Below are 18,638 nucleotides of genomic sequence, written 5' to 3'. Positions count from 1 at the left end.
GGGTGGCGCAGGAGCACGTATTCACCCGTTGGACGGTGGGTGGCTCCGGCGTGTCGTCATCAAGTTGGGCTAGAGGGCCGCTAAAGGGGCCAGGAAACGGCCCCCAGGGGCCCTCGGTGGAGCACCTGGCGCGGCCGGGAGCCCGGGCTCCGGGCGGAGCCGGACGCCGGCTGCGGGCCCGAGCGCGCGGCCGGTGCCCGGCGTGTCCCAGGCACTCCCCGGCACGGCATCGCCGGTCCCGTACCGGAATTTGAGCCACCCTCGGCCGAGGCGGGCAGGGTCGGGGGCCAGGCACGGAAGCGGTGGGCGACGTGGTGCACGGACGGGCTCCCGGGCGCCGCTGGCCGAGGCGCGGACACCTCGCACCTGACGTCACGTCTGCTGATGTGACGTCAATTCCGTGCTTCATTGGTGGAGTCAGGACGCCGAGCCGCCGCGGGGCCCGGCGTCGCGGAGTGGCGTGTCGAGGGAGCCGAGGGCGGCGCATGGGCATCGGTGGATCGGGGGAACCCGGTGGTGGGGACAGCGGCCCGGCGATCTTGTTGGACGTCGGCGGGGTCCTGTCGCCGGACCACCTGCCGGCGGCCGCGGCCGAGTGGGGTGACCGGCTCGGCATGCGGCAACACGCCTTCCTTGCGGCGCTGTTCGCCGGCAACGACGACCGGGTGCTGATCGGCCGGGTCGGTCAGGAGGCTTGTTGGCGCGTGGTCCGACGGCGGCTGGGCGTCGCCCCGGCCCTCATGGCGGAGATCCGGCGGGACCTGGCGGCCCGGCAGCGGTGGGACGCCGAGCTGGTGGCCGGGGTGCGGGCGCTGCGCGGCCGGGCGCGGACCGTCCTGGTGAGCAATGCCTGGCCGGAGCTGCGCCCCGCGCTCGCCGCCGCCGGGGTGCTGGACGTCGTCGACAACACCGTCCTGTCCTGCGAGGTCGGCTGCGCCAAGCCCGATCCCCGCAGCTACCTGCTCGCGCTGCGGCGGGCGGGCGTGGCGGATCCGGCGCGGGCCTTGTGCGTCGACGACACCGCGGGGCACGTGCGCGCCGCCCGGGCGCTGGGCCTGGCCGCTCACCTGCACGTGGACACCGGGGGCACGCTCGCGCGGATCGAGGAGTTCGTGGGGGCCGCGGCCGGGACCGCCTGAGCGCAGCTGTGTCCGGCTCAACCGGTGCCGGCCCGCAGCGCCTCCTCGACGATCGCTTCCAGGCGGGCGTGATGGGCTCCGCGCCAGTAGACGCGTCCGCACGCGGTGCACTGCGCGAAGACGTCGTAGGTGCGCTGGGTGCCGTGGTGGAGCTGCTCGTGGACCGCGTCCTTGTCTGCGGCGGCCAGGCGGCCGTTGCACGCGGTGCAACGGGTCCACGGGGCGAGGGTGGGCGCGAACCTGCCCAGCACGTCCCGGAGTTGGTCGTCCGGTCGGTCGCTGTAGACGTAGGCCCCCGCCCAGAGTTCCCGGCGTTGGAGCAGCCCGCGGTCGCGGGAGAGCAGGACGCGTCGTTCTTCGGCGGAGCGCGCGGCCAGGGCGGCGTCGCCCGGGTCCTCGTTGGTGTACGCCGCATCGACCCCGAGCAGGCGCAGTCGTCGGGCGAGGGTGCCGAGGTGCACGTCGAGCAGGAACCGCAGCGGCGCGCCGGGGACGCGCTGCGGCCGCTCGACGGCACGGACCTCGATGTGTTCGCCCCGCTGCGGGACGTGCGAGACGGGCACCTCCGCGCCGTCCGCGACCAGGCGTCCGACTTCGGTGAGCGGGACGCCCAGCGATTCGACGACGTGACCGAGCGTCGAGGCCCCGTCGGTCACGAAGGGCGTGCGACCGGCGCTGCGGGCCGCTCCGACGAAGAGGTGCAGTTCAGGGGCGAAGCTGAGGCCGATCTCGGGTCCGTTCACGTCGCTCAGCATGGCACCGGGCGGGCCGCGGCAACCAGTGGATTCGCCGCTGCGCGCGCCCCGCCCAGGCCCCGCGACGGTGTCCGCCGGTGTCGCATCCGGCCCTGCGGCGCTACGTACGGACCGTAGCGGTCCGGCCCGCGGATTGTGCACCGCGGCACAGGACCCGTCCGGCCCCCGCCCCTAGCCTCACCTGCACATCAGCAACATCAGCGACACCAACGAGGGGCGGCACCGGTGAACTGGCTCATCCACGACTACCGCGAGAAGGACCTCGCCGAAGTGGTCCACCTGATCGACTCCACGGCGGAGCTGGGACAGGAGTCCGTCTTCTCGCTCGCCGAGTGCATCAGCGCCCTGACCTCGCGGCAGCCCGCCGTGGTCGCCGTCCACCAGGGCGCCCCCATCGGCGCGGCGCTCGCCTGCGTCGCGGGCGAACGGGGCTGGGTGATGCGGATCGCGATCTCCTCGGCCTGGCGCGGCCGGGGGCTGGCCAGCGCACTGCTGGTCGAACTGGAGCGGCGCCTGATCGCCGCCCGGGTGAGCCGGATCGCGTACGTCCTCCCCGAGGAGGACCTGCTCGGGGAGGGCCTGCTGAACGCGGGGTACACCCGGCAGCCGGCGGTCGCGTACTTCGAGAAGGTCGAGCCCCACCACGGGCCGGCGGCCAGCCTCCTGGACGACCTGGGCGGCCGGTTCCTGCCCGCCGACCTGTGGGCCAGGGTCGCCGGCATGGAGGCGGAGAAGGACCTGATCGAGCGGCGGGTGGTGCTGCCGCTGGCGGAGCCGGAGCGGGCGGCCCGGCACGGGGTGCGGCCGCCGCGGGCGATCGCCCTGTTCGGGCCGCCGGGGACCGGGAAGACGACCTTCGCCCGTGGGATCGCCGCCCGGCTGGGCTGGCCGTTCGTCGAGCTGCTGCCGTCCCGGTTGGCGGACGAGGGCAATCTGGCGGCGGCCCTGCGCAGCGCGTTCGCCAGGATCGCCGAACTGGAGCGGGTGCTGGTCTTCATCGACGAGGTCGAGGAGATCGCACCGGTGCGCAGCGAGCCGGCGCACCCGGGCGGGCTGCACGGGGTGACCAACGAACTGCTCAAGCTGATCCCCGGCTTCCGGGAGCAGGACGAGCGGCTGCTGGTGTGCGCCACCAACTCCATCCGCTCGCTCGATCCGGCGTTCCTGCGCCCCGGACGCTTCGACTACCTGATCCCGATCGGGACGCCCGACCCGGCCGCCCGGGCCGCGATCTGGTCCCGCTACACCGACGGGCGGCCCGACGTCGACATCGCGGACCTGGTCGCGGCCAGCGAACTGTTCACGCCGGCGGACATCGAGCACGCGGCCCGGGTCGCCGCCCAGGCGTCGTTCGAACGGGACCTGGAGGCGATCGGCGGCGGGTCGGCCACCCCGGGCCGGCTCGGCGCGAGCACCGCGGACTACCTCGCCGCGATCGGCCAGTGCCGGCCGACGGTGACCCCCGCGATGATCGACGAGTTCAGCGCGGACATCACCGCCCACGCCCGCTGCTGAGGACCGCGGTCGCGGCGGCCCGCGCCGGCCGCCGCGACCGCTCCCCTGCGAGGGATCGGACGATCTCCACCAGGCCGACGACGCCGTCGCACTGCGTCAGGAGGACGTCCCCGCGCGCCGGCTCCTCCGCTGGAACGACGAAGCGGCACCGCGACCTGCCTACCGTGGGAAGCGCAGCCGGACCGCACGGTTCGGCAGCGCGCCGAGTGTTGTGGCATGCCGACACGGATGCGAGTCGAGAGAGGCGGGACGGCCCATGCCGGAGAATCCGCAGGCCCCGCAGGACGAACGAACCCCTCGGACCACCGAGGACACACCGGGCCCAACAGCCCCGCACGACTCCTCAATACCCCCGTCATCCGGAACGCGGGCCTCCGCCCCTACGCCCGCCCCCGACGCGCCCCCGCTGATCGACCTGCGCGCCTATGGCCAGGACTTCGTCACCGACCCGTACCCGTACTACGCCAAACTGCGCGCCCAGGGCCCCGTTCACCAGGTGCTCACCCCGTACGACCAGCCGGCGTGGCTGGTCGTCGGCCACGAAGCGGTCCGCACCGCGCTCGCCGATCCGCGCCTGGGCAAGGACTGGAGCGGCGCCAACCTGCCGCGCGCGGACGGTGACGACGTCCCGCTGTTCACCAACATGCTGGACGTGGATCCACCGCACCACACCCGACTCCGGAAACTGGTCGCGAAGGAGTTCACCAGTCGTCGCGTCGAGGCACTCCGCCCCCGCGTGCAACGCCTCACCGACGAACTCCTGGACGCGATGCTGACGGCGCCCGACGACCGGGCCGACCTCATCGAGGCGCTGGCCTTCCCGCTGCCGATGACCGTCATCTGCGAGCTGCTCGGCGTCCCGTCCATGGACCGCGAAGCCTTCCGCGCCTGGTCCCACGAACTCGTCTCGCCCACCGGCCCCGAAGCGGCGCAGCAGGCCGTCGAGGCGATGTCCGGCTACCTCACCACTCTGATCGCGTCGCTGCGCCGCGAGTCGGGCGAGGGACTGCTCGCCGACCTGATCCGGACCAGCGACGAGGACGGCGACCGGCTCTCCCCAGAGGAAGTGATCGGCACGGCCTTCCTGCTCCTGGTCGCCGGCCACGAAACGACGGTCAACCTGATCGCCAACGGCGTGCGCGCCCTACTGGAACACCCCGCCCAACTGGCCGCCCTACAGGCCGACGACGGCCTCCTGGACAACGCCGTGGAGGAGATGCTGCGCTACGACGGCCCGGTGGAGACCGCCACATGGCGTTGGGCCGCCGAACCGGTGGAACTCGCCGGCACGGTGATCCCCGCCGGCTCCGCCGTCCTGATCTCGCTGGCCTCCGCCTCCCGCGACCCCGAACGGTTCGCGGACGCCGACGACTTCGACATCACCCGCGATCCGCGCGGCCACGTCGCGTTCGGCCACGGCATCCACTTCTGCCTCGGCGCACCGCTGGCCCGTTTGGAGGGGCGGATCGCCCTCCGCTCCCTTCTGGAGCGCTGTCCCGGCCTCGCCCTGGACAACGCCGCACCATCGGCGACCTGGCGTCCCGGGCTCCTCATGCGCGGCACGGACCGGCTGCCCGTCCGCTGGGACCGCTGACGCGCCGCGGCAGCCGGTACCGCCCGTCGTGGACGCCCCGCCCGCCCCGTCCGGAGCGGACCTGCACTGGCCGTCCGCCCTCTGTGGGACAGTGACCCGATGAAGACCATCGGGTTGATCGGCGGGATGAGCTGGGAGTCCACGGCGGAGTACTACCGCCTGCTCAACGAGCTGACGCGGGAACGCCTGGGCGGGCTGCACTCGGCCGCGTGCGTGGTCTACTCCGTGGACTTCGCGCAGATCGAACGCCTCCAGGTCCAGGGGCGCTGGGACGAGGCCGGCGAGGTCCTGGCCGGGGCCGCCCGGGCCCTGGAGGCGGCGGGCGCGGAACTGCTGCTGATCTGCACCAACACCATGCACAAGGTGGCCGACCAGGTGGCGTCCGCGGTCGACGTACCGCTGCTGCACCTGGCCGACACCACCGCGGAGGCCGTACGCCGCACGGGACTTCGACGCATCGGCCTGTTGGGCACCGCCTTCACCATGGAGCAGGACTTCTACCGCGGCCGCCTCGCGGACCACGGCCTGGACGTGCTGGTCCCGGACGCCACCGGGCGCGCGACCGTCCACCGCGTGATCTACGAGGAGCTCTGCCTGGGCGTCGTCAAGGACGACTCCCGCCGCGCCTACCGCACCGTCATCGACGAGCTGGTCGCCGCCGGGGCCGAGGGCATCGTGCTCGGCTGCACCGAGATCGAACTGCTCATCCGCCCGCAGGACAGCCCGGTCCCCGTCTTCCCCACGACCCGGCTCCACGCCCAGGCCGCGGTCGCCCACGCACTGGTCACACCCGCCACGACCTCGGCGACGCCCGCCATGCCCTCGGCTCCCGCCGCGCCCTGAGGTCGCGTACCCGGCCCGTGGCCCCGTGCGCCAACCCGCCCGCGCCGCAGCCGCGTTCGACGCCGCGCGCCCCGGCACAGCCCGGTCGCCACACGAGGGCGGGTACGCTGACGTGGTGTCTCACACCGAGTTAGAGCGCCTGGCCAGGATCCGGATACAGATGACCGGAGAAACCCTCGAACGCGCCCTGGCCGTGCTCCGCGGAGACACCACCGACACGGCGCCTGAGCCCCTCATCGGCACCGGCAGCACAACCGGGACGGAGAGCGGGGCCGGGGCCGGCAACCAGGCCAGGACCACGGACGGGACCGACGGGAGCGGAGCCGAATCCGGGTCTGGGGCCGGGTCCGGGTCCGAGGTCGAGCCCCGGGCCGGCGACGGACACGGAGCACCTCCGAAACTCCGTTCCGTGCCCGCGCTGGACCCCGGAGTCACCTCCGCGTCCGGCCCCGCCCCACAGGCGGAACCCACGCACCGGGCTCCGCGCCCGCGGCGCCGCCACCTGCGCGGCCTGTGACCACTCCGGTTCCCTGCAGGATTCTTGCCCTCGGGCCACGCCCCGCTCGGATCCGCACCCACCCACACCCGAGCGGGCCCCCGTCAGTCCACAACCGGGGCGCAGTCCCGCCAGGCGCCGGGGTGCACGATGCACGGCCTACGGGCGCGACGCATCAACCCCTCACGTCAGGTGACCAGCCTCCTCGCCAGCAATGGAGTGCGAGGCGCCTGGTGTCCCCCGCTGGCCAGCATGCGGACCTCACCGCGGTCGCTGATCTCCGCGCGCACGATCCCCGACTCGTCCTCGTAGATCGGGTACCCGCCCGCTCCCGCCCGGTCGGTACGCCGGACGATCACCACGTCGTCCTCCACCGCGGGGGCCTGAAACACCAGCTCATAGAGTTCCGGGTAATCCATCGGGGCCTCCCGATACTGCTCGGCGGGTACTGCCGCCCGAGGCACCGCCCCCGCGGCCGCTGCGCGCGCCACCTCACCCCGGCCCTTCCATCCTCGCCCACGCCGGCGCGCCACGCCTCACCACCAGAACATTGAATTCTCAACGGATTCCCGGGGCGACAACGGGGGACGTCACACCACGCTCCTACTCCCCCAGAAAAGATCGGGATCAAGGTAAACCCGTGGGTTGATGTCTGGCGACGGGCCGAACGCCAGAATCAAAGCACGGCAAAAACCTCGGAGTAATGACCCACCGATGAACGGCCCCGCCACCGATCCGCACCAGCCCGCCAGGGCACGAACTCACGGAGCGACCATGTCGATTGCCCACCCCTCACGCCGCCACCCGCGGCTGACCCGCACCGCTGCTGCCGCCGCCTTATCCCTCGCCCTGCTGAGCATCCCGACGGCCGCCTCCGCCACCACCCTCGTCTCCCCCACCCCGCTGCGGACGACGACCACGCACGCTCCGGACCTGGCCTCGACGTCACGACAGCCCGACCACCGCCCCGCCCTCGACGAGCCGGCCCTGCGGAAGTCCCTCCAGGCGTTCCACGACGCGGGCATGTACGGCGCCTACTCCGCCGTCCGGGACGGTTCCGACGCCTGGCAAGGAGCGGTCGGCGTCGCCGACATCGACACCGGGCGACGCACGTCACCGCAGATGGAGCACCGCATAGGCAGCATCACCAAGACCTTCACCGCGGTCGCCGTGCTCCAGGAGGTCGGCAAGGGACACCTCGCCCTCGACGCCCCGATCGGCCGCTACCTCCCCGATCTCGTGACGGGCGAGCGCGGCCGGACCATCACCGTCCGCATGTTGCTCAACCACACCAGCGGCATCGGCGAATACTCCGGAGCGATCTTCAACACCGCGGACAGCTTCGAGGGGAACCGCTTCCACCAGTTCGCCCCAGAGGAGCTGGCCCGCCTGGGAATCGCGGCGCCCCCGTTCGGCACGCCGGGCCAGGGCTTCCACTACTCCAACACCAATTACGTCCTGGCCGGACTATTGTTGCGGAAGGTCACCGGCCAATCCCCGGAGTCGTACATCACCAGCCACGTCATCCGCAAAGCCGGCCTACGGCACACCTATTTCCCGCAGTCGGCCACCATCTCCGGTCCGCACGCGAAGATGTACGAGGCTGCCTACGGCGGCTTCACCCCGCCACGCGACTTCAGCGTCTACAACATGTCCTGGGCCGCCACGGCCGGCTCCCTGATATCGACCATGCCCGACCTCAATCGCTTCTACCGCGCCCTGCTCGGCGGTGAGTTGCTCGCTCCGGCCGAGCTGCGCCAGATGAAGACGACGGTGCCGATGGAGGGCTCCTTCATGCGCTACGGCCTCGGCCTCCTGCAAACGACCTCCGCCTGCGGAGACTTCTGGGGCCACAACGGACTGGTGCTCGGCGCGATGACCTGGTCCCTCTCCAGCCCGGACGGCCGCCGCCAGGTGTCGCTCGGCTTCAACCTCACCCGCTACCAGCAACTCGACGCCAACAACCAACCCGTCGCCAGCCCGATCGACGACGCCATGAACGACTACATCGCCCAGGCCGCCTGCGGCACCACCAAGAACACCGGCCCAGGCGCCACCTCCGAACGCCCCCTCACGGCACCCGCGCCGACCGACCAAAACCTCACCTCTCCACGGCACCCGGCCCGGTAGGTCGCCCTCACCCCGAGCGCACCGCCCCGCTCCGAACCGGCACACCCAAGGACCGCCCATGAACGATGCAGCAATCGCCCCCTTGGATCGACTGCTCGCCGAGCGCGCCTGCGAGCGCCTGATCATCGACTTCGTCCACCGCCTCGACCTCGGAGACCCCAGTTCCGTGGCCACGCTCTTCACGCCCGGCGGCAGCTGGGAATGGCCACACGGCAACCGCCGCATCGCAGGCCGCGCAGCCCTGAGCCAGTACTTCGGCACCCGTCCGCCCGATCGCCTGTCACGCCGTCTGATGACGAACATCCTGGTGACCGTCACCTCCCCCACGACGGCGACCGCCACCTCCTACCTCACCACCTACCGCGTCGACGGCTTCAGCGAAGGCATGGTCCCGCCGCAACACCCCACCAACGTGGGCCACTACGAGGACACGTTCCGCAAGATCGACGACACCTGGCTCCTCGCCACCAGGACCACCCACCTCGCCTTCGGCACCGACACCCGACGCCTGGCATCCCCCAGCAGCAACTGAACGGAAGAACCCGCACAGAAGGGAGAGCAGAAAGAAGCCCCGCTCCCATGTCATGTGCCACGGAAGCGGGGCGGGTCCGAGAGCGCCAGCAGCTCGGATAGATACGAGCACCACCGTACGGGCGCCCACTGACAACGCCGCTCCGACCCGGACCCACCAGCCACACACCGAAGGAGTTCGCACACACACCACCAACCGCCCCGGCCAGCCCCACGGCTCCCCTCCCACCCGCCGGTCTCCGCGGCCACAGCATCAGCCGACCCCGGCTCGACCCGGCAAACACCACCCGATCAGGGGAACGCCCTGCAACGACGACACACCACCGACAGATCGACGAACCGACCAGCCGGCCGGCCCCTCCTCCGCCGTCGTCTCACCCAAGGCCCGGCCCTGATCAAGGCCCTCCTACGGGGGCCTGCGCACACCTCCAGGGGCTTGCACACACCTCACCGACCGACGGGGGGTACAGCCGTGAAGTGAGGAGCGGAGGGCGACCTGGGGCGGATCGGCTCGGCTCAACTCGGTTCGGCTTGGCTCGGTTCGGCTTGGCTCGGCTCGGCTCGGTACGGCTCGGTTCGGTTCGGCTCGCCTTGGCTCGGCTTGTCTCGGAGGGGCAATCCAGCATGAGCTCTGCCAGGGATTCGTCCACGAGTCGGCCACGATTTCGTCGTCATGCAGCAGAGGGGAGAAGGGAACACGGGGGCGGGGCGGGGGCGGGGGGCGGGGGGCAAGCGACCAGAGGCGGGAGCCCAGCGCGGTATTCAGACCGAATACGAGCCACAGCACACGCCCGTCCCCCTACCGTGCGTCGCAGTCGAGCTGCGACGCACCGGACCGCACCCACGACTCACCGCAGATCAGGCCGACGGCTTCGAAGGCTGGTTCGCATGACGCCCTGTTGACGGTTCGGGGGTGGGCGGACAGGGTGGGGGCGAACGCGGAGCGTGTGGGAATGGACACATGCAGGCAGGGAGGGGAGGGCGAGGTGCTGACGGTCTTTGCTGGTCAGCGAGTTGAGGTGGAGTCAGGTCGATCGGTGGAGAGCGCTCGGGGGCTCTATGACTGAAGCACGTGGGGACGCCCTGTCAGTGGCTGCCCCTAGCATGTCTCACATGTCCCCAACTCCTTCTGCCCGTGCGGAGACGCCCGTTCCTGCTTCCGAGGCCAACGACTCGATCCGGCGCTTCGTGCGCGCCCGGCACGGTCTGGCCTGGACGGCTCAGGACATGGCGGAGTACGCAGTGCTGCTGGAGATCTGGACGATGGCGGTGCGCGCCGAGGTCGTCGAGGCCGCCTAGCTGAGCACCCACGCACGGACGAGGGCACGTGCGCGACGGCCCTGGCGCCCCGTCTTGAACGGGCCGCCGGGGCCATCCCGGGCCCCCTCGCCATTCCGATCTCCTGCAGCAATGGGGTGCCCAACCCCACCCGCCGGCCCGCCGTTCGACGACTCACGAAACACGACGCCGGCCCCCGCCCCTCCGAGCCCTTCCTCGCGCACCGCTCCGCCGTCCCCCGGCAGGAACCTTCGCGTCCGATTCCCGCCAGAAACTGCGTCTTCGACCCGGCAGACTCGAAGAAAACGCAGGTAGAAGCACCCCAGGAATCGTCACACCCGAGGACGCGCCATGACCCCACACACCAGTTCCACACCCCCACCCCTCGCCTCCGTCTCCCCTGCCCCTAACGCTGCCTCCGCGACGTACTTCACCACCGTCGACAGCCCGCTCGGCGAGCTGCTACTCGTGGGCGTGCAGTCGCGCACCGCATCCGGCGGCGTCGCCCTCACCTCGCTCTCCGTGCCCGGGCAGCGCAACGCCCCCACCGTCCAGACGCACTGGCGTCGCGACGCCGGCCCGTTCACCGAGGCAGTTCGGCAGCTCCGGTCCTACTTCGCCGGCCGGCTGACCCGCTTCGACCTGGAGTTCCAGACCGCGGGCACGGAATTCCAAGAGCGCGTCTGGCTCGCTCTGGACGGGATCCCGTACGGCACCACGACCACGTACGGACGGCTGGCCGAGGCGCTCCGCGTCCCGCGCGGTGAGGTGCGGGCCCTGGGGGCTGCCATCGGAGCGAATCCGCTGCTGCTCGTGCGCCCGTGCCATCGAGTGGTCGGTGCGGACGGCACCATGCGTGGGTACGCGGGCGGTGTGGAACGCAAGATCGCACTGCTGACCCACGAAGGCGCCCTCCAGCCGACTCTCGTCTGACCGCCGTGCGCAGTGCCCGGCCGACCTCGATCGGCGAAGCCCCTCCCGCCTCCGCCCATCTGGCGCCCTCCCCTCGCATCCCTCAGCACGAAACGGACGCGTACGGGCCGTTCGCCGCGCCAGCCCCGCACACCGACGTCGAACTGGCCGTGCTGCTGAACCTCTTGGCCTCTCCACCCACTCCGGGCGACGGCGACGGCGACCGCGCACGTCGTCACCGCCGTACCGCCCCGGCCGCCCTCACCATCGGCCACAGCAGGGACGACGCGTCCGCCGCGGCCGCGGCGGCGTTCGCGGAGGCCTGGCGGGCGGCCGGCGGAACCATCCTCGCGCTGGTCGACTGGCCGGAGCTCGCCGCGTCCTGGCTACGTCCGGCTCGCCGCTTCACCGCCGGCGAGCCGGACGCCTGGGTGGTCGCCGCCGCACCGCTGGGCTGGGCCCAGATGAGCCGTCGGCTGCGCCGCAGCACCGCGTGGGACCCGTCCCGCACCTACGGGTTCGCGTCGCTCGGCGACTCCCGGCTGGTCGCGCTGGCCGGGCCGGACACCCTGCACGGCATGCGCGGCGCCACGCCGGACGGCGGCACCTGGCTCATCGACCAGCGCTGGGTCACCCGGCAACCTCCACGTACCGATCCCGGCCCCACCTGACCGCGCCGAGGCCCCGACCGGTACCGCCCCCAATCAGTCCCCCCCCCCCGCGACCAACGAGCACGGACCGCCGACGAACGGACCACGCGGAGCGATCACCCGTGCCGCCCCCTGACCCCGCAGCCAGGAACCGTGCGCGCCGCGACTCACCCTCCGCCCTCCCCTCCTCTCCACCTCCCCTCCCCCGCGCCGATATCCGTCCGTGGGGTCGGCCGGCAGCCCGACCGGCCCGGCGCGTTCCTTCACCCGCCCCATGGCAGGCTGGAAGGGGCTCGGCAACAGTGCGCGCACCGCAGCCGCAGCGGCAGCCGCAGCAACATCAACAGCCAGGGCAGCAACGGCGGCGGTCACCGACAGCCATCACCTCGGGGCCGCCCCGTCGGGGCTCTCCTCGCACCTCATCAAGGCAGGTCACAAGCTCATGAGCATCCCGCTTCCCGGCTTCGAGGACGTCGGACCGCGCCGCGGGTCCGACGGGCCGGGCAGCGGCCACGGCCACCGCCTCAAGGCGTCCGCGGGTCCGGAGGGCCGGGTCCGCCGGGAGCTGGCCCCCGGGGCGGTTCACGTCCCCGGTTGGCTGTCCCCCGCCGAGCAACGCGAGCTGGTCACTGCCTGCCGGGGCTGGGCGCGCGGTCCGGTCCCCATCCGGCACACCAGGCTTCCGCGCGGTGGCGTGATGTCCGTCCAGACGGTGTGCATCGGCTGGCACTGGCAGCCTTACGCGTACCGGCGCACCGCCGACGACGTCAACGGTGCGCGGGTCGCCGAATTCCCGGACTGGATGGTCGCCTTGGGGCGCCGCGCGCTGGTCGACGCGTACCAGGACACCGCTGCGGGCGACGCGTACACCCCGGACACCGCGCTGATCAACTTCTACGACGGCGAGGCCAAGCTCGGCATGCACCAGGACAAGGAAGAGCGCTCCAGCGCGCCGGTCGTCTCGCTCAGCATCGGTGACACCTGCGTCTTCCGCTTCGGCAATACGGAGACCCGCACCAAGCCGTACACCGACATCGAACTGGTCTCGGGCGACCTGTTCGTCTTCGGGGGGCCGTCGCGGTTCGTGTACCACGGCGTGCCCAAGGTCTACCCGGGCTCCGGCGACCCCGCGACCGGCATGTCCGCCGGTCGCCTCAACATCACCATGCGCGTCACCGGTCTCAGCTGATCCGCCCGCGCGTGCTCCCGAGGAGGCAGACTGGACGCATGTGCCGGAGTATCAAGACCCTTCGCCCGCCCGTCACCCCTGAGGTCAGCGAGGAGGACATCCGCGCCGCGGCCTTGCAGTACGTCCGCAAGGTCTCCGGATTCCGCGCCCCGGCCGCGCACAACCGCGAGGTGTTCGAGCAGGCCGTCGACGCCGTCGCGGCAGCCACCCAGGACCTCCTCGGCGGCCTCCGGGTACGGGGTTCCGCTCCCGCCCGCCATCAGTAGGACGTCATCTGGGACCGACCGTCGTCGTCCCCTGGTCCCACTCCGAAGCCCCTCCGACACCCGGGGCCCCGTGCACCTCACCACTCGATCGACGCCTGCACCGGAAGGTGATCGCTCGGGAACTGTCCGTCCACGGCGTACGTGTTGATCGAGGCGAATCGGGTCCGCACGCCCGGCGAGGTGAGGATCCAGTCGACACGGTCCCCGTCCGGCACCAGCGGCCGGTATCCGTGGAAGGTCGCGAACTGCGCGCTGCGCCCGTCGGCCGCGTCCCAACTGTCGACGAGCCGGCCGCCGCCAGTCATGGCGTCGTACACGGGGTTCTTGTGCGCCGGGACGTTGAAGTCACCGGTCACCACGCGCGGCAGAGCGGGATCCAGTTCGGCCAGGCGCTCGTTGATGAGTTCGGCGGAACGCTCTCGCGCATACTGCACGGCGTGATCAAAGTGGGTGTTCAGGAGAAAGAATTCTCGATGGCCCTGAAGATCCCGCTGATCTCGGCGATCCCTCTGATCCCTCTGATCTTGGTGATCCTGAAGGTACCTGACATCCCGGAATCGCACCCAGGTGGCCATGCGAATGACGGTGTTCCCCCAGGTCTTGGAACCGATGACGTAGGGCGTGTCCGAAAGCCAGAAGTGGTCGTATTCCAAGGGAGCCAGGCGTCGCGCATCGTAGAAGACCGCGGCGAATTCGTCGCGGCTTCCGCCGGCCCGTCCGGTACCCACCCAGTCGTAATGCGGTCCGAGATCCGCCGCGATGTCGCGCAACTGCCCGTACAAGCCCTCTTGGGTCCCGATCACGTGCGGGGCCTCCCGGCGGAGGAGTTTGCGCATCACGGGTCGGCGTTCGGCCCAGGAGTTCGGACGGGTGTCCGACGCATAGCGCAAATTGAACGTCATCACCCGCAGGGTCCGGCTCTCGTCGTGCGGGGCGGCGGCGTACGCGGGCCGGTCCCCGTACGCCGCCGAACTCGCTTCCCGAGCCGACGCCGTTGCCGATGCCGTAGCCGAGGCGGCACCCACCGCCGCCGTGGCGGCCGCGCCGCGCAGCACGGCCCGCCGGCTGAACGCCGCACTGGCGGCGGCCCGGCCCCGGAGGTGGCCTCCGGAGCCCGCAGCATCCTCTGGTTCCGTCATTCCGGAAGCCCGACCGTCCACCATTCGCTCCCGAGTCCTGGCTGTCGATCGCCGGCTTCCGGTGACCGATCACTGGGCACCGACCACGGGCCGCCGGCCGTCAACTGCCGCCGTCGGCGGTCTTCCTCGACCGCCTCGGATCACCAACGCGGCCCACGTTCTCGGAGTTTCCGAAACCGCGGAAGTACCCCCGAAATGAACTGGCGCGGAACGGGCGCGGAACGTTCGAAGGAACGCCCCTTCGCACGTTCCGCGACATCGGAACCGCTCCCACCAACCGATTGGTCAAGCCGCTGCGGCTAACGGTCAGCCGCGGGCCCCTGCCAGTCCTCGTGCCGGATACGGGCGAGGTCGCGCACTCCGCTGACCGTCCCCCATTCGTTCTTCCCCAGCCGCGACAACGGGCGCAGTTTGTCGATCTCCGGGTGCCCTTCGACCAGGACGCCGTCCGCGACCACGGCGTGCAGCACGCGCCCGAACACCACGGTCCCGTCGCCGATCCGCACCGTGCTGTGCAGTTCGCACTCCAGGGCCACCGGGGCGGCGGCAACGCGCAGCGGCTTCACCCGGAGGCTGGGCTCGGATTCGACCGCGGCCGCCTCGAACTCGCTCACCCCGTGGGGGAAGTCGGTGGCCGTGTCGTTGATCTGCTCGAAAAGTTCCTCCGGCGTGAAGTTCACGACGAATTGGCCGGTGGCCTCGATGTTCCGCAAGGTGTCCTTGCGGCCCACGGAACTGAACAACACCACGGGCGGCCGCACGCTGGCGATGCTGAAGAAGGAGTGGGGGGCCAGATTGGCCGTCCCGTCAGGGGACATGGTCGACACCCAGGCGATCGGCCGGGGCACGACCGTGGCGGTCAACAGCTTGTAGAACTCGTTCGGAGCCATCTCTGCAGGATCGAAATCAACGCGCATGGTGATCAGTATCCCTCCGCGCGGCCGCGGATTCTACGGAGGATCCGCAGCATCGCCCAACCGCGGGGTTCGGTCGAAAGTTGGAGCTTCCCCTTGATCGTGGACACCTGGAGACTGGGACATTGAGGTTCCAGAGGAAGTAGCACCAGGTGGGAAGTAACTACACGAAGCGGTACACCGCGGAGTTCAAATGGGATGCCATTGCGCTCGTCGACTCCACGGGCCGGACGGTCACTGAGGTCGCCCGGGAGCTCGGGGTCAGCCCGGAGTCCCTGCGTAACTGGTACCGCCAGGCCAAGACGGACCGCGGAGAGGGCCGGCCAGGCGAGCTCACGAGCACCGAGCGTGAGGAGCTGGGGCGGCTGCGGAAGGTCGCTGCCGAGCAGGCAAAAACGATCGAGGTACTGCGAAAAGCCGCGGTCTTCTTCGCGAAGGAGAGCGATCGATGAGCGAGATACTCGCGTTCATCGAGGCGGAGAAGACCACCCACGGTGTCGCTTTCCTGTGCCGGCTGTTGAACGTGGCCCGCTCCTCCTTCTATGCCTGGCTCGCGTCGGCGAAAGCCCGCACCGCACGGAAGGCGGCCGACGACGCCCTGGCTCACGAGATCACCGTCTTCGATGCTGCGTCCCGTCACACCTACGGTGTTCCGCGGATCCACGCCGACCTGCGGCGCCGGGGACGGCGCGTGAACCGCAAGCGCGTCGCCCGCCTCATGCGCGAACACGGCATCCAGGGCGTCCATCGCCGCCGACGGCGTTCGCTGACCCGGCCGGACAAGAAGGCCCGCCCGGCTCCGGATCTGATCGGCCGCGACTTCACCGCGAGTGTGCCGGGCACGAAGCTGGTCGGGGACATCACCTTCCTCCCGACAGTCGAGGGCTGGCTCTACCTCGCCTGCTGGCTCGACCTGGCCACCCGGGAGGTCGTCGGCTATGCGATGGCCCACCACCATCGCGCATCCCTGGTGGTCGACGCGCTGAGGATGGCCCACGGCCGCGGCGGCCTGCAGCCCGGATGCATCACACATTCGGATCGCGGCAGCGAATACACGTCGGCTGAATTCCGTTGGGAGATAGCCGAGTTGGGCCTACGGCAGAGCTGCGGGCGCACCGGGTCATGCTTTGATAACGCGGCCGCGGAGAGTTTCTGGGCCCTGCTCAAGGAAGAGATCGGCACCCGCACTTGGCCCGACCGGGCCACCGCCCGCGCCGAGGTCTTCATCTTCATCGAGACGTTCTATAACCGGCGTCGCCTGCGCAAGCACAAGGCTTTCGGCTACCTCACCCCGGCTGAGACCAGTCAGCGGCACCAGCACAACCTCGCGGCATAGACATCACGTGTCCAGTATCGCGGGGAAACTTCACTATGCGCGCTGTACCACCAACAGACCAAGAGCCTTCTGGCGTCGTACTCGCCGAAGAGGCTCGGGTTCTTCCAGAGGACCGTGGGCAGGCGCCTGGCCCGGGCTTCTGCCCGTCATACGCCTCTCCGGGCCGGGTCGGGAACGGCTGCCGGGTCCGCCTCCGCCGCTCTCGCCACCGTGGCCGTGGCCCGCGTCCTCGCCGTGCTGGGCGGCGGAGAGGGATCGGCGGTCCTGAGCCATCAGTCCGGGCGGGACTGCGCCGTCGCCCGCGCACCGCCGTCGTTCGCTTCGGGTCCCTGGAGGGAACGTCGGGTGTCCATCTCGTGCCAGACGGGGAAGGTGAACGGGAACATCGTGGCGACGAGGTAGGTACAACCGAAGACGAGCAGGGCGGGTGCCAGTCCCACGTGGTCGAGCAGCACGCCCGCGGCCAGTTGGCCGACCGGGATGGCCGCCAGCGCGCAGGCGACGATGAGGCTGAGGGTTCTGCCCTGCAGTCGGGACGGAATCCGGTCGTAGACCACGGCCATCATGACGGGGGTGAGCATCCCCGAACCGAGGCCGCAGATCACCAGTGCGGGCAGCAGGAGCACCGGCGGAGGGCCGACGGCCAGCAGTAGGAAGCGGGGGGCACCGACGACGGCGAAGCAGAGGGCGAAGACCGCTCTGCGCGACCACCGGTGGCCGGTCCAGCCGTAGAGCGTCGCACCCGTCAGCGCGCCGACACCGGACGCCGTGATCAATGCACCGAGCAGGGTACTGCTGTGCAGCACGCGCGCACCGTAGGCGGGGTAGAGGACACCGTTCAACCCGCCGTCCATGGCGTTGGTGACCAGCAGCATGGCGGTCAACGCCAACAGCAGCCGGTCGTGCCGCAGAAACCGGAAGCCGTCGCGGAGGTGCCGCATATACCCGTTGTCGGAGAAGGTCGCGGTGGGGGGCGGGGCGGTGGGCGGACGTGGGACGAGGGTCAGGACGAGGACGGCGGACAGCAGGAGGGCGGCTGCGTCCACGTACAACACCGGTACCGGACCGATGGTCGCGATGAGGGCGCCGGCCAGTGGGGCACCGAGCATCGTGCCGATTCGCCTGCCGCCTTCGAAGGAGCCCGTTCCGCGTTCCACCGAGGTCCCGGCCAGCGCGATCGCCTCGGCCACGAGCACCTGCTTGGCGGTGTCGGCGGGGCCGCGGGTCAGCCCCATGGCGAAGGTCAGGACTACCGCGGCGGGCAGTGACAGGCCCAGCGTCGCGTGCGCGACCGGCATGGCGGCGACCGCCATGGCTGTGAGCCCGTCCGCGCCGATGCTCGCCCGGCGGGCACCGACGCGGTCCACGACCGGTCCGCCGAAGACGGCCGAAACCAGCAGTCCGAGCGTCTCCGACGCGGCGACGAGCGCTGTCTGGGTACCGCTGCCACTCACCCGCAGGACGAACCAGGGGATGGCCAACAGCGTCATGGCGAGCCCGAGCGCCGAGATGCCCGATACGCCGACGAGTGCCACAAGGGGGGCCCGTCTGGTCACGACTGCTCCGTTTCCGTGGTGTTCGGCCCTGTGGACGGGAGCCCGCACCGGCGTGCGGTGCGGACTCCCGTCCTCGGCCGGGTCGGCGGTCACTGGTGCCGCGAGATCACCCGGCGGCGTCCATGGCCAGACGGAGGCTCAGCGGCCGCATGTCGCTCCAAACCTGGTCGATATGGCTCAGGCACTCCTCCTGGGTGCCGCGCACGCCGATCTCCTTCCAGCCGCCGGGGATCTGCCGGTTCACCGCCCAGATCGAGTACTGCTCCTCGTCGTTGACCACGACGGTCCATTCCTGGGTGCCCTTGTCCTCGCTCATGTGCGGTCTCCTCGTGACGGTGAATCGTGTGAAGGCGAATCGGTGGGTGGGTGGTGGGCCGGGTGGGGTCGGTGCATTC

The 18,638-nt window shown here is 71.0% G+C and carries 19 protein-coding genes; 13 read left to right on the top strand and 6 right to left on the bottom strand.

The annotated features are described in order from the left end of the window. The first annotated feature begins 485 nt into the window (after positions 1 to 485). Positions 486 to 1,139 (top strand): HAD family hydrolase, encoded by a 654-nt coding sequence (locus ABD385_RS24840; RefSeq protein WP_344579938.1) that lies wholly within the window; start codon positions 486 to 488, stop codon positions 1,137 to 1,139. Positions 1,140 to 1,156: 17 nt separating this feature from the next. Here ABD385_RS24840 and ABD385_RS24835 read toward each other — a convergent pair whose 3' ends face one another. Beyond that, complete coding sequence (locus ABD385_RS24835; RefSeq protein ID WP_344579936.1) at positions 1,157 to 1,882, bottom strand: Mut7-C RNAse domain-containing protein; 726 nt, start codon at positions 1,880 to 1,882, stop codon at positions 1,157 to 1,159. A gap of 237 nt (positions 1,883 to 2,119) precedes the next feature. Between ABD385_RS24835 and ABD385_RS24830 the strand changes: the two genes are divergently transcribed. The 3 genes from ABD385_RS24830 (at position 2,120) to ABD385_RS24820 (ending at position 5,846) form a co-directional block, all read left to right on the top strand. Further along, on the top strand, positions 2,120 to 3,409 hold the full coding sequence (locus ABD385_RS24830) for an ATP-binding protein (protein WP_344579935.1): 1,290 nt from the start codon (positions 2,120 to 2,122) through the stop codon (positions 3,407 to 3,409). Between the two features lie 256 nt (positions 3,410 to 3,665). Further along, positions 3,666 to 5,003, top strand: a complete 1,338-nt coding sequence (locus ABD385_RS24825) for a cytochrome P450 family protein (protein WP_344579933.1) — start codon at positions 3,666 to 3,668, stop codon at positions 5,001 to 5,003. Between the two features lie 99 nt (positions 5,004 to 5,102). After that, positions 5,103 to 5,846 (top strand): aspartate/glutamate racemase family protein, encoded by a 744-nt coding sequence (locus tag ABD385_RS24820; protein WP_344579931.1) that lies wholly within the window; start codon positions 5,103 to 5,105, stop codon positions 5,844 to 5,846. A 684-nt stretch (positions 5,847 to 6,530) separates the two neighbouring features. Here ABD385_RS24820 and ABD385_RS24815 read toward each other — a convergent pair. Beyond that, the gene (locus ABD385_RS24815; RefSeq protein WP_016577015.1) at positions 6,531 to 6,761 is read right to left on the bottom strand and encodes a DUF6296 family protein; all 231 of its coding nucleotides are present in this window, start codon (positions 6,759 to 6,761) and stop codon (positions 6,531 to 6,533) included. A 355-nt stretch (positions 6,762 to 7,116) separates the two neighbouring features. On the opposite strand from ABD385_RS24815, the gene ABD385_RS24810 reads away from it, so the two are divergent. From ABD385_RS24810 to ABD385_RS24780, 7 genes are all read left to right on the top strand, one after another. Further along, entirely contained in the window at positions 7,117 to 8,472 is a 1,356-nt protein-coding gene (locus tag ABD385_RS24810) for a serine hydrolase domain-containing protein (RefSeq protein ID WP_344579925.1), read from the top strand. A 58-nt stretch (positions 8,473 to 8,530) separates the two neighbouring features. Next, complete coding sequence (locus tag ABD385_RS24805; RefSeq protein ID WP_344579923.1) at positions 8,531 to 9,004, top strand: nuclear transport factor 2 family protein; 474 nt, start codon at positions 8,531 to 8,533, stop codon at positions 9,002 to 9,004. Between the two features lie 1,112 nt (positions 9,005 to 10,116). Next, complete coding sequence (locus ABD385_RS24800) at positions 10,117 to 10,302, top strand: hypothetical protein (RefSeq protein ID WP_344579920.1); 186 nt, start codon at positions 10,117 to 10,119, stop codon at positions 10,300 to 10,302. A gap of 330 nt (positions 10,303 to 10,632) precedes the next feature. Continuing rightward, positions 10,633 to 11,214 carry a methylated-DNA--[protein]-cysteine S-methyltransferase gene (locus ABD385_RS24795; RefSeq protein ID WP_344579918.1) on the top strand — a complete coding sequence of 194 codons (582 nt, stop codon included), beginning with the start codon at positions 10,633 to 10,635 and terminating at the stop codon, positions 11,212 to 11,214. Between the two features lie 5 nt (positions 11,215 to 11,219). Further along, positions 11,220 to 11,864, top strand: a complete 645-nt coding sequence (locus ABD385_RS24790) for a type 1 periplasmic-binding domain-containing protein (RefSeq protein WP_344579916.1) — start codon at positions 11,220 to 11,222, stop codon at positions 11,862 to 11,864. 421 nt (positions 11,865 to 12,285) lie between these two features. Next, positions 12,286 to 13,032 carry an alpha-ketoglutarate-dependent dioxygenase AlkB family protein gene (locus ABD385_RS24785; protein ID WP_344580152.1) on the top strand — a complete coding sequence of 249 codons (747 nt, stop codon included), beginning with the start codon at positions 12,286 to 12,288 and terminating at the stop codon, positions 13,030 to 13,032. 38 nt (positions 13,033 to 13,070) lie between these two features. Beyond that, positions 13,071 to 13,298 (top strand): DUF2277 domain-containing protein, encoded by a 228-nt coding sequence (locus ABD385_RS24780; RefSeq protein ID WP_344579914.1) that lies wholly within the window; start codon positions 13,071 to 13,073, stop codon positions 13,296 to 13,298. Positions 13,299 to 13,375: 77 nt separating this feature from the next. Here the strand turns inward: ABD385_RS24780 and ABD385_RS24775 are convergent, their stop codons facing one another. Further along, positions 13,376 to 14,437 (bottom strand): endonuclease/exonuclease/phosphatase family protein, encoded by a 1,062-nt coding sequence (locus tag ABD385_RS24775; protein ID WP_344579912.1) that lies wholly within the window; start codon positions 14,435 to 14,437, stop codon positions 13,376 to 13,378. A 299-nt stretch (positions 14,438 to 14,736) separates the two neighbouring features. Further along, positions 14,737 to 15,354, bottom strand: coding sequence for a flavin reductase family protein (locus ABD385_RS24770; RefSeq protein ID WP_344579908.1), 618 nt, complete (start codon positions 15,352 to 15,354; stop codon positions 14,737 to 14,739). Positions 15,355 to 15,503: 149 nt separating this feature from the next. On the opposite strand from ABD385_RS24770, the gene ABD385_RS24765 reads away from it, so the two are divergent. After that, positions 15,504 to 15,803, top strand: a complete 300-nt coding sequence (locus tag ABD385_RS24765) for a transposase (RefSeq protein ID WP_344579905.1) — start codon at positions 15,504 to 15,506, stop codon at positions 15,801 to 15,803. After that, entirely contained in the window at positions 15,800 to 16,687 is an 888-nt protein-coding gene (locus ABD385_RS24760; RefSeq protein ID WP_344579902.1) for an IS3 family transposase, read from the top strand. The genes ABD385_RS24765 and ABD385_RS24760 overlap by 4 nt, the downstream gene beginning before the upstream one ends. Positions 16,688 to 16,959: 272 nt before the next feature. On the opposite strand, the gene ABD385_RS24755 is transcribed toward ABD385_RS24760, so the two are convergent. Both ABD385_RS24755 and ABD385_RS24750 read right to left on the bottom strand, forming a co-directional pair. Then, positions 16,960 to 18,243 (bottom strand): MFS transporter, encoded by a 1,284-nt coding sequence (locus ABD385_RS24755; RefSeq protein ID WP_344579899.1) that lies wholly within the window; start codon positions 18,241 to 18,243, stop codon positions 16,960 to 16,962. A 106-nt stretch (positions 18,244 to 18,349) separates the two neighbouring features. Continuing rightward, a complete protein-coding gene (locus ABD385_RS24750) occupies positions 18,350 to 18,559 on the bottom strand; it encodes an MbtH family protein (protein WP_331246234.1) in 210 nt (69 codons plus the stop codon). Positions 18,560 to 18,638: the final 79 nt, after the last annotated feature.

It is taken from the genome of Streptomyces lunalinharesii (assembly GCF_039532155.1).
In the GTDB taxonomy this organism is placed as follows: Bacteria; Actinomycetota; Actinomycetes; order Streptomycetales; family Streptomycetaceae; genus Streptomyces; species Streptomyces lunalinharesii.
This window is presented reverse-complemented; position numbering and strand designations above follow the sequence as displayed.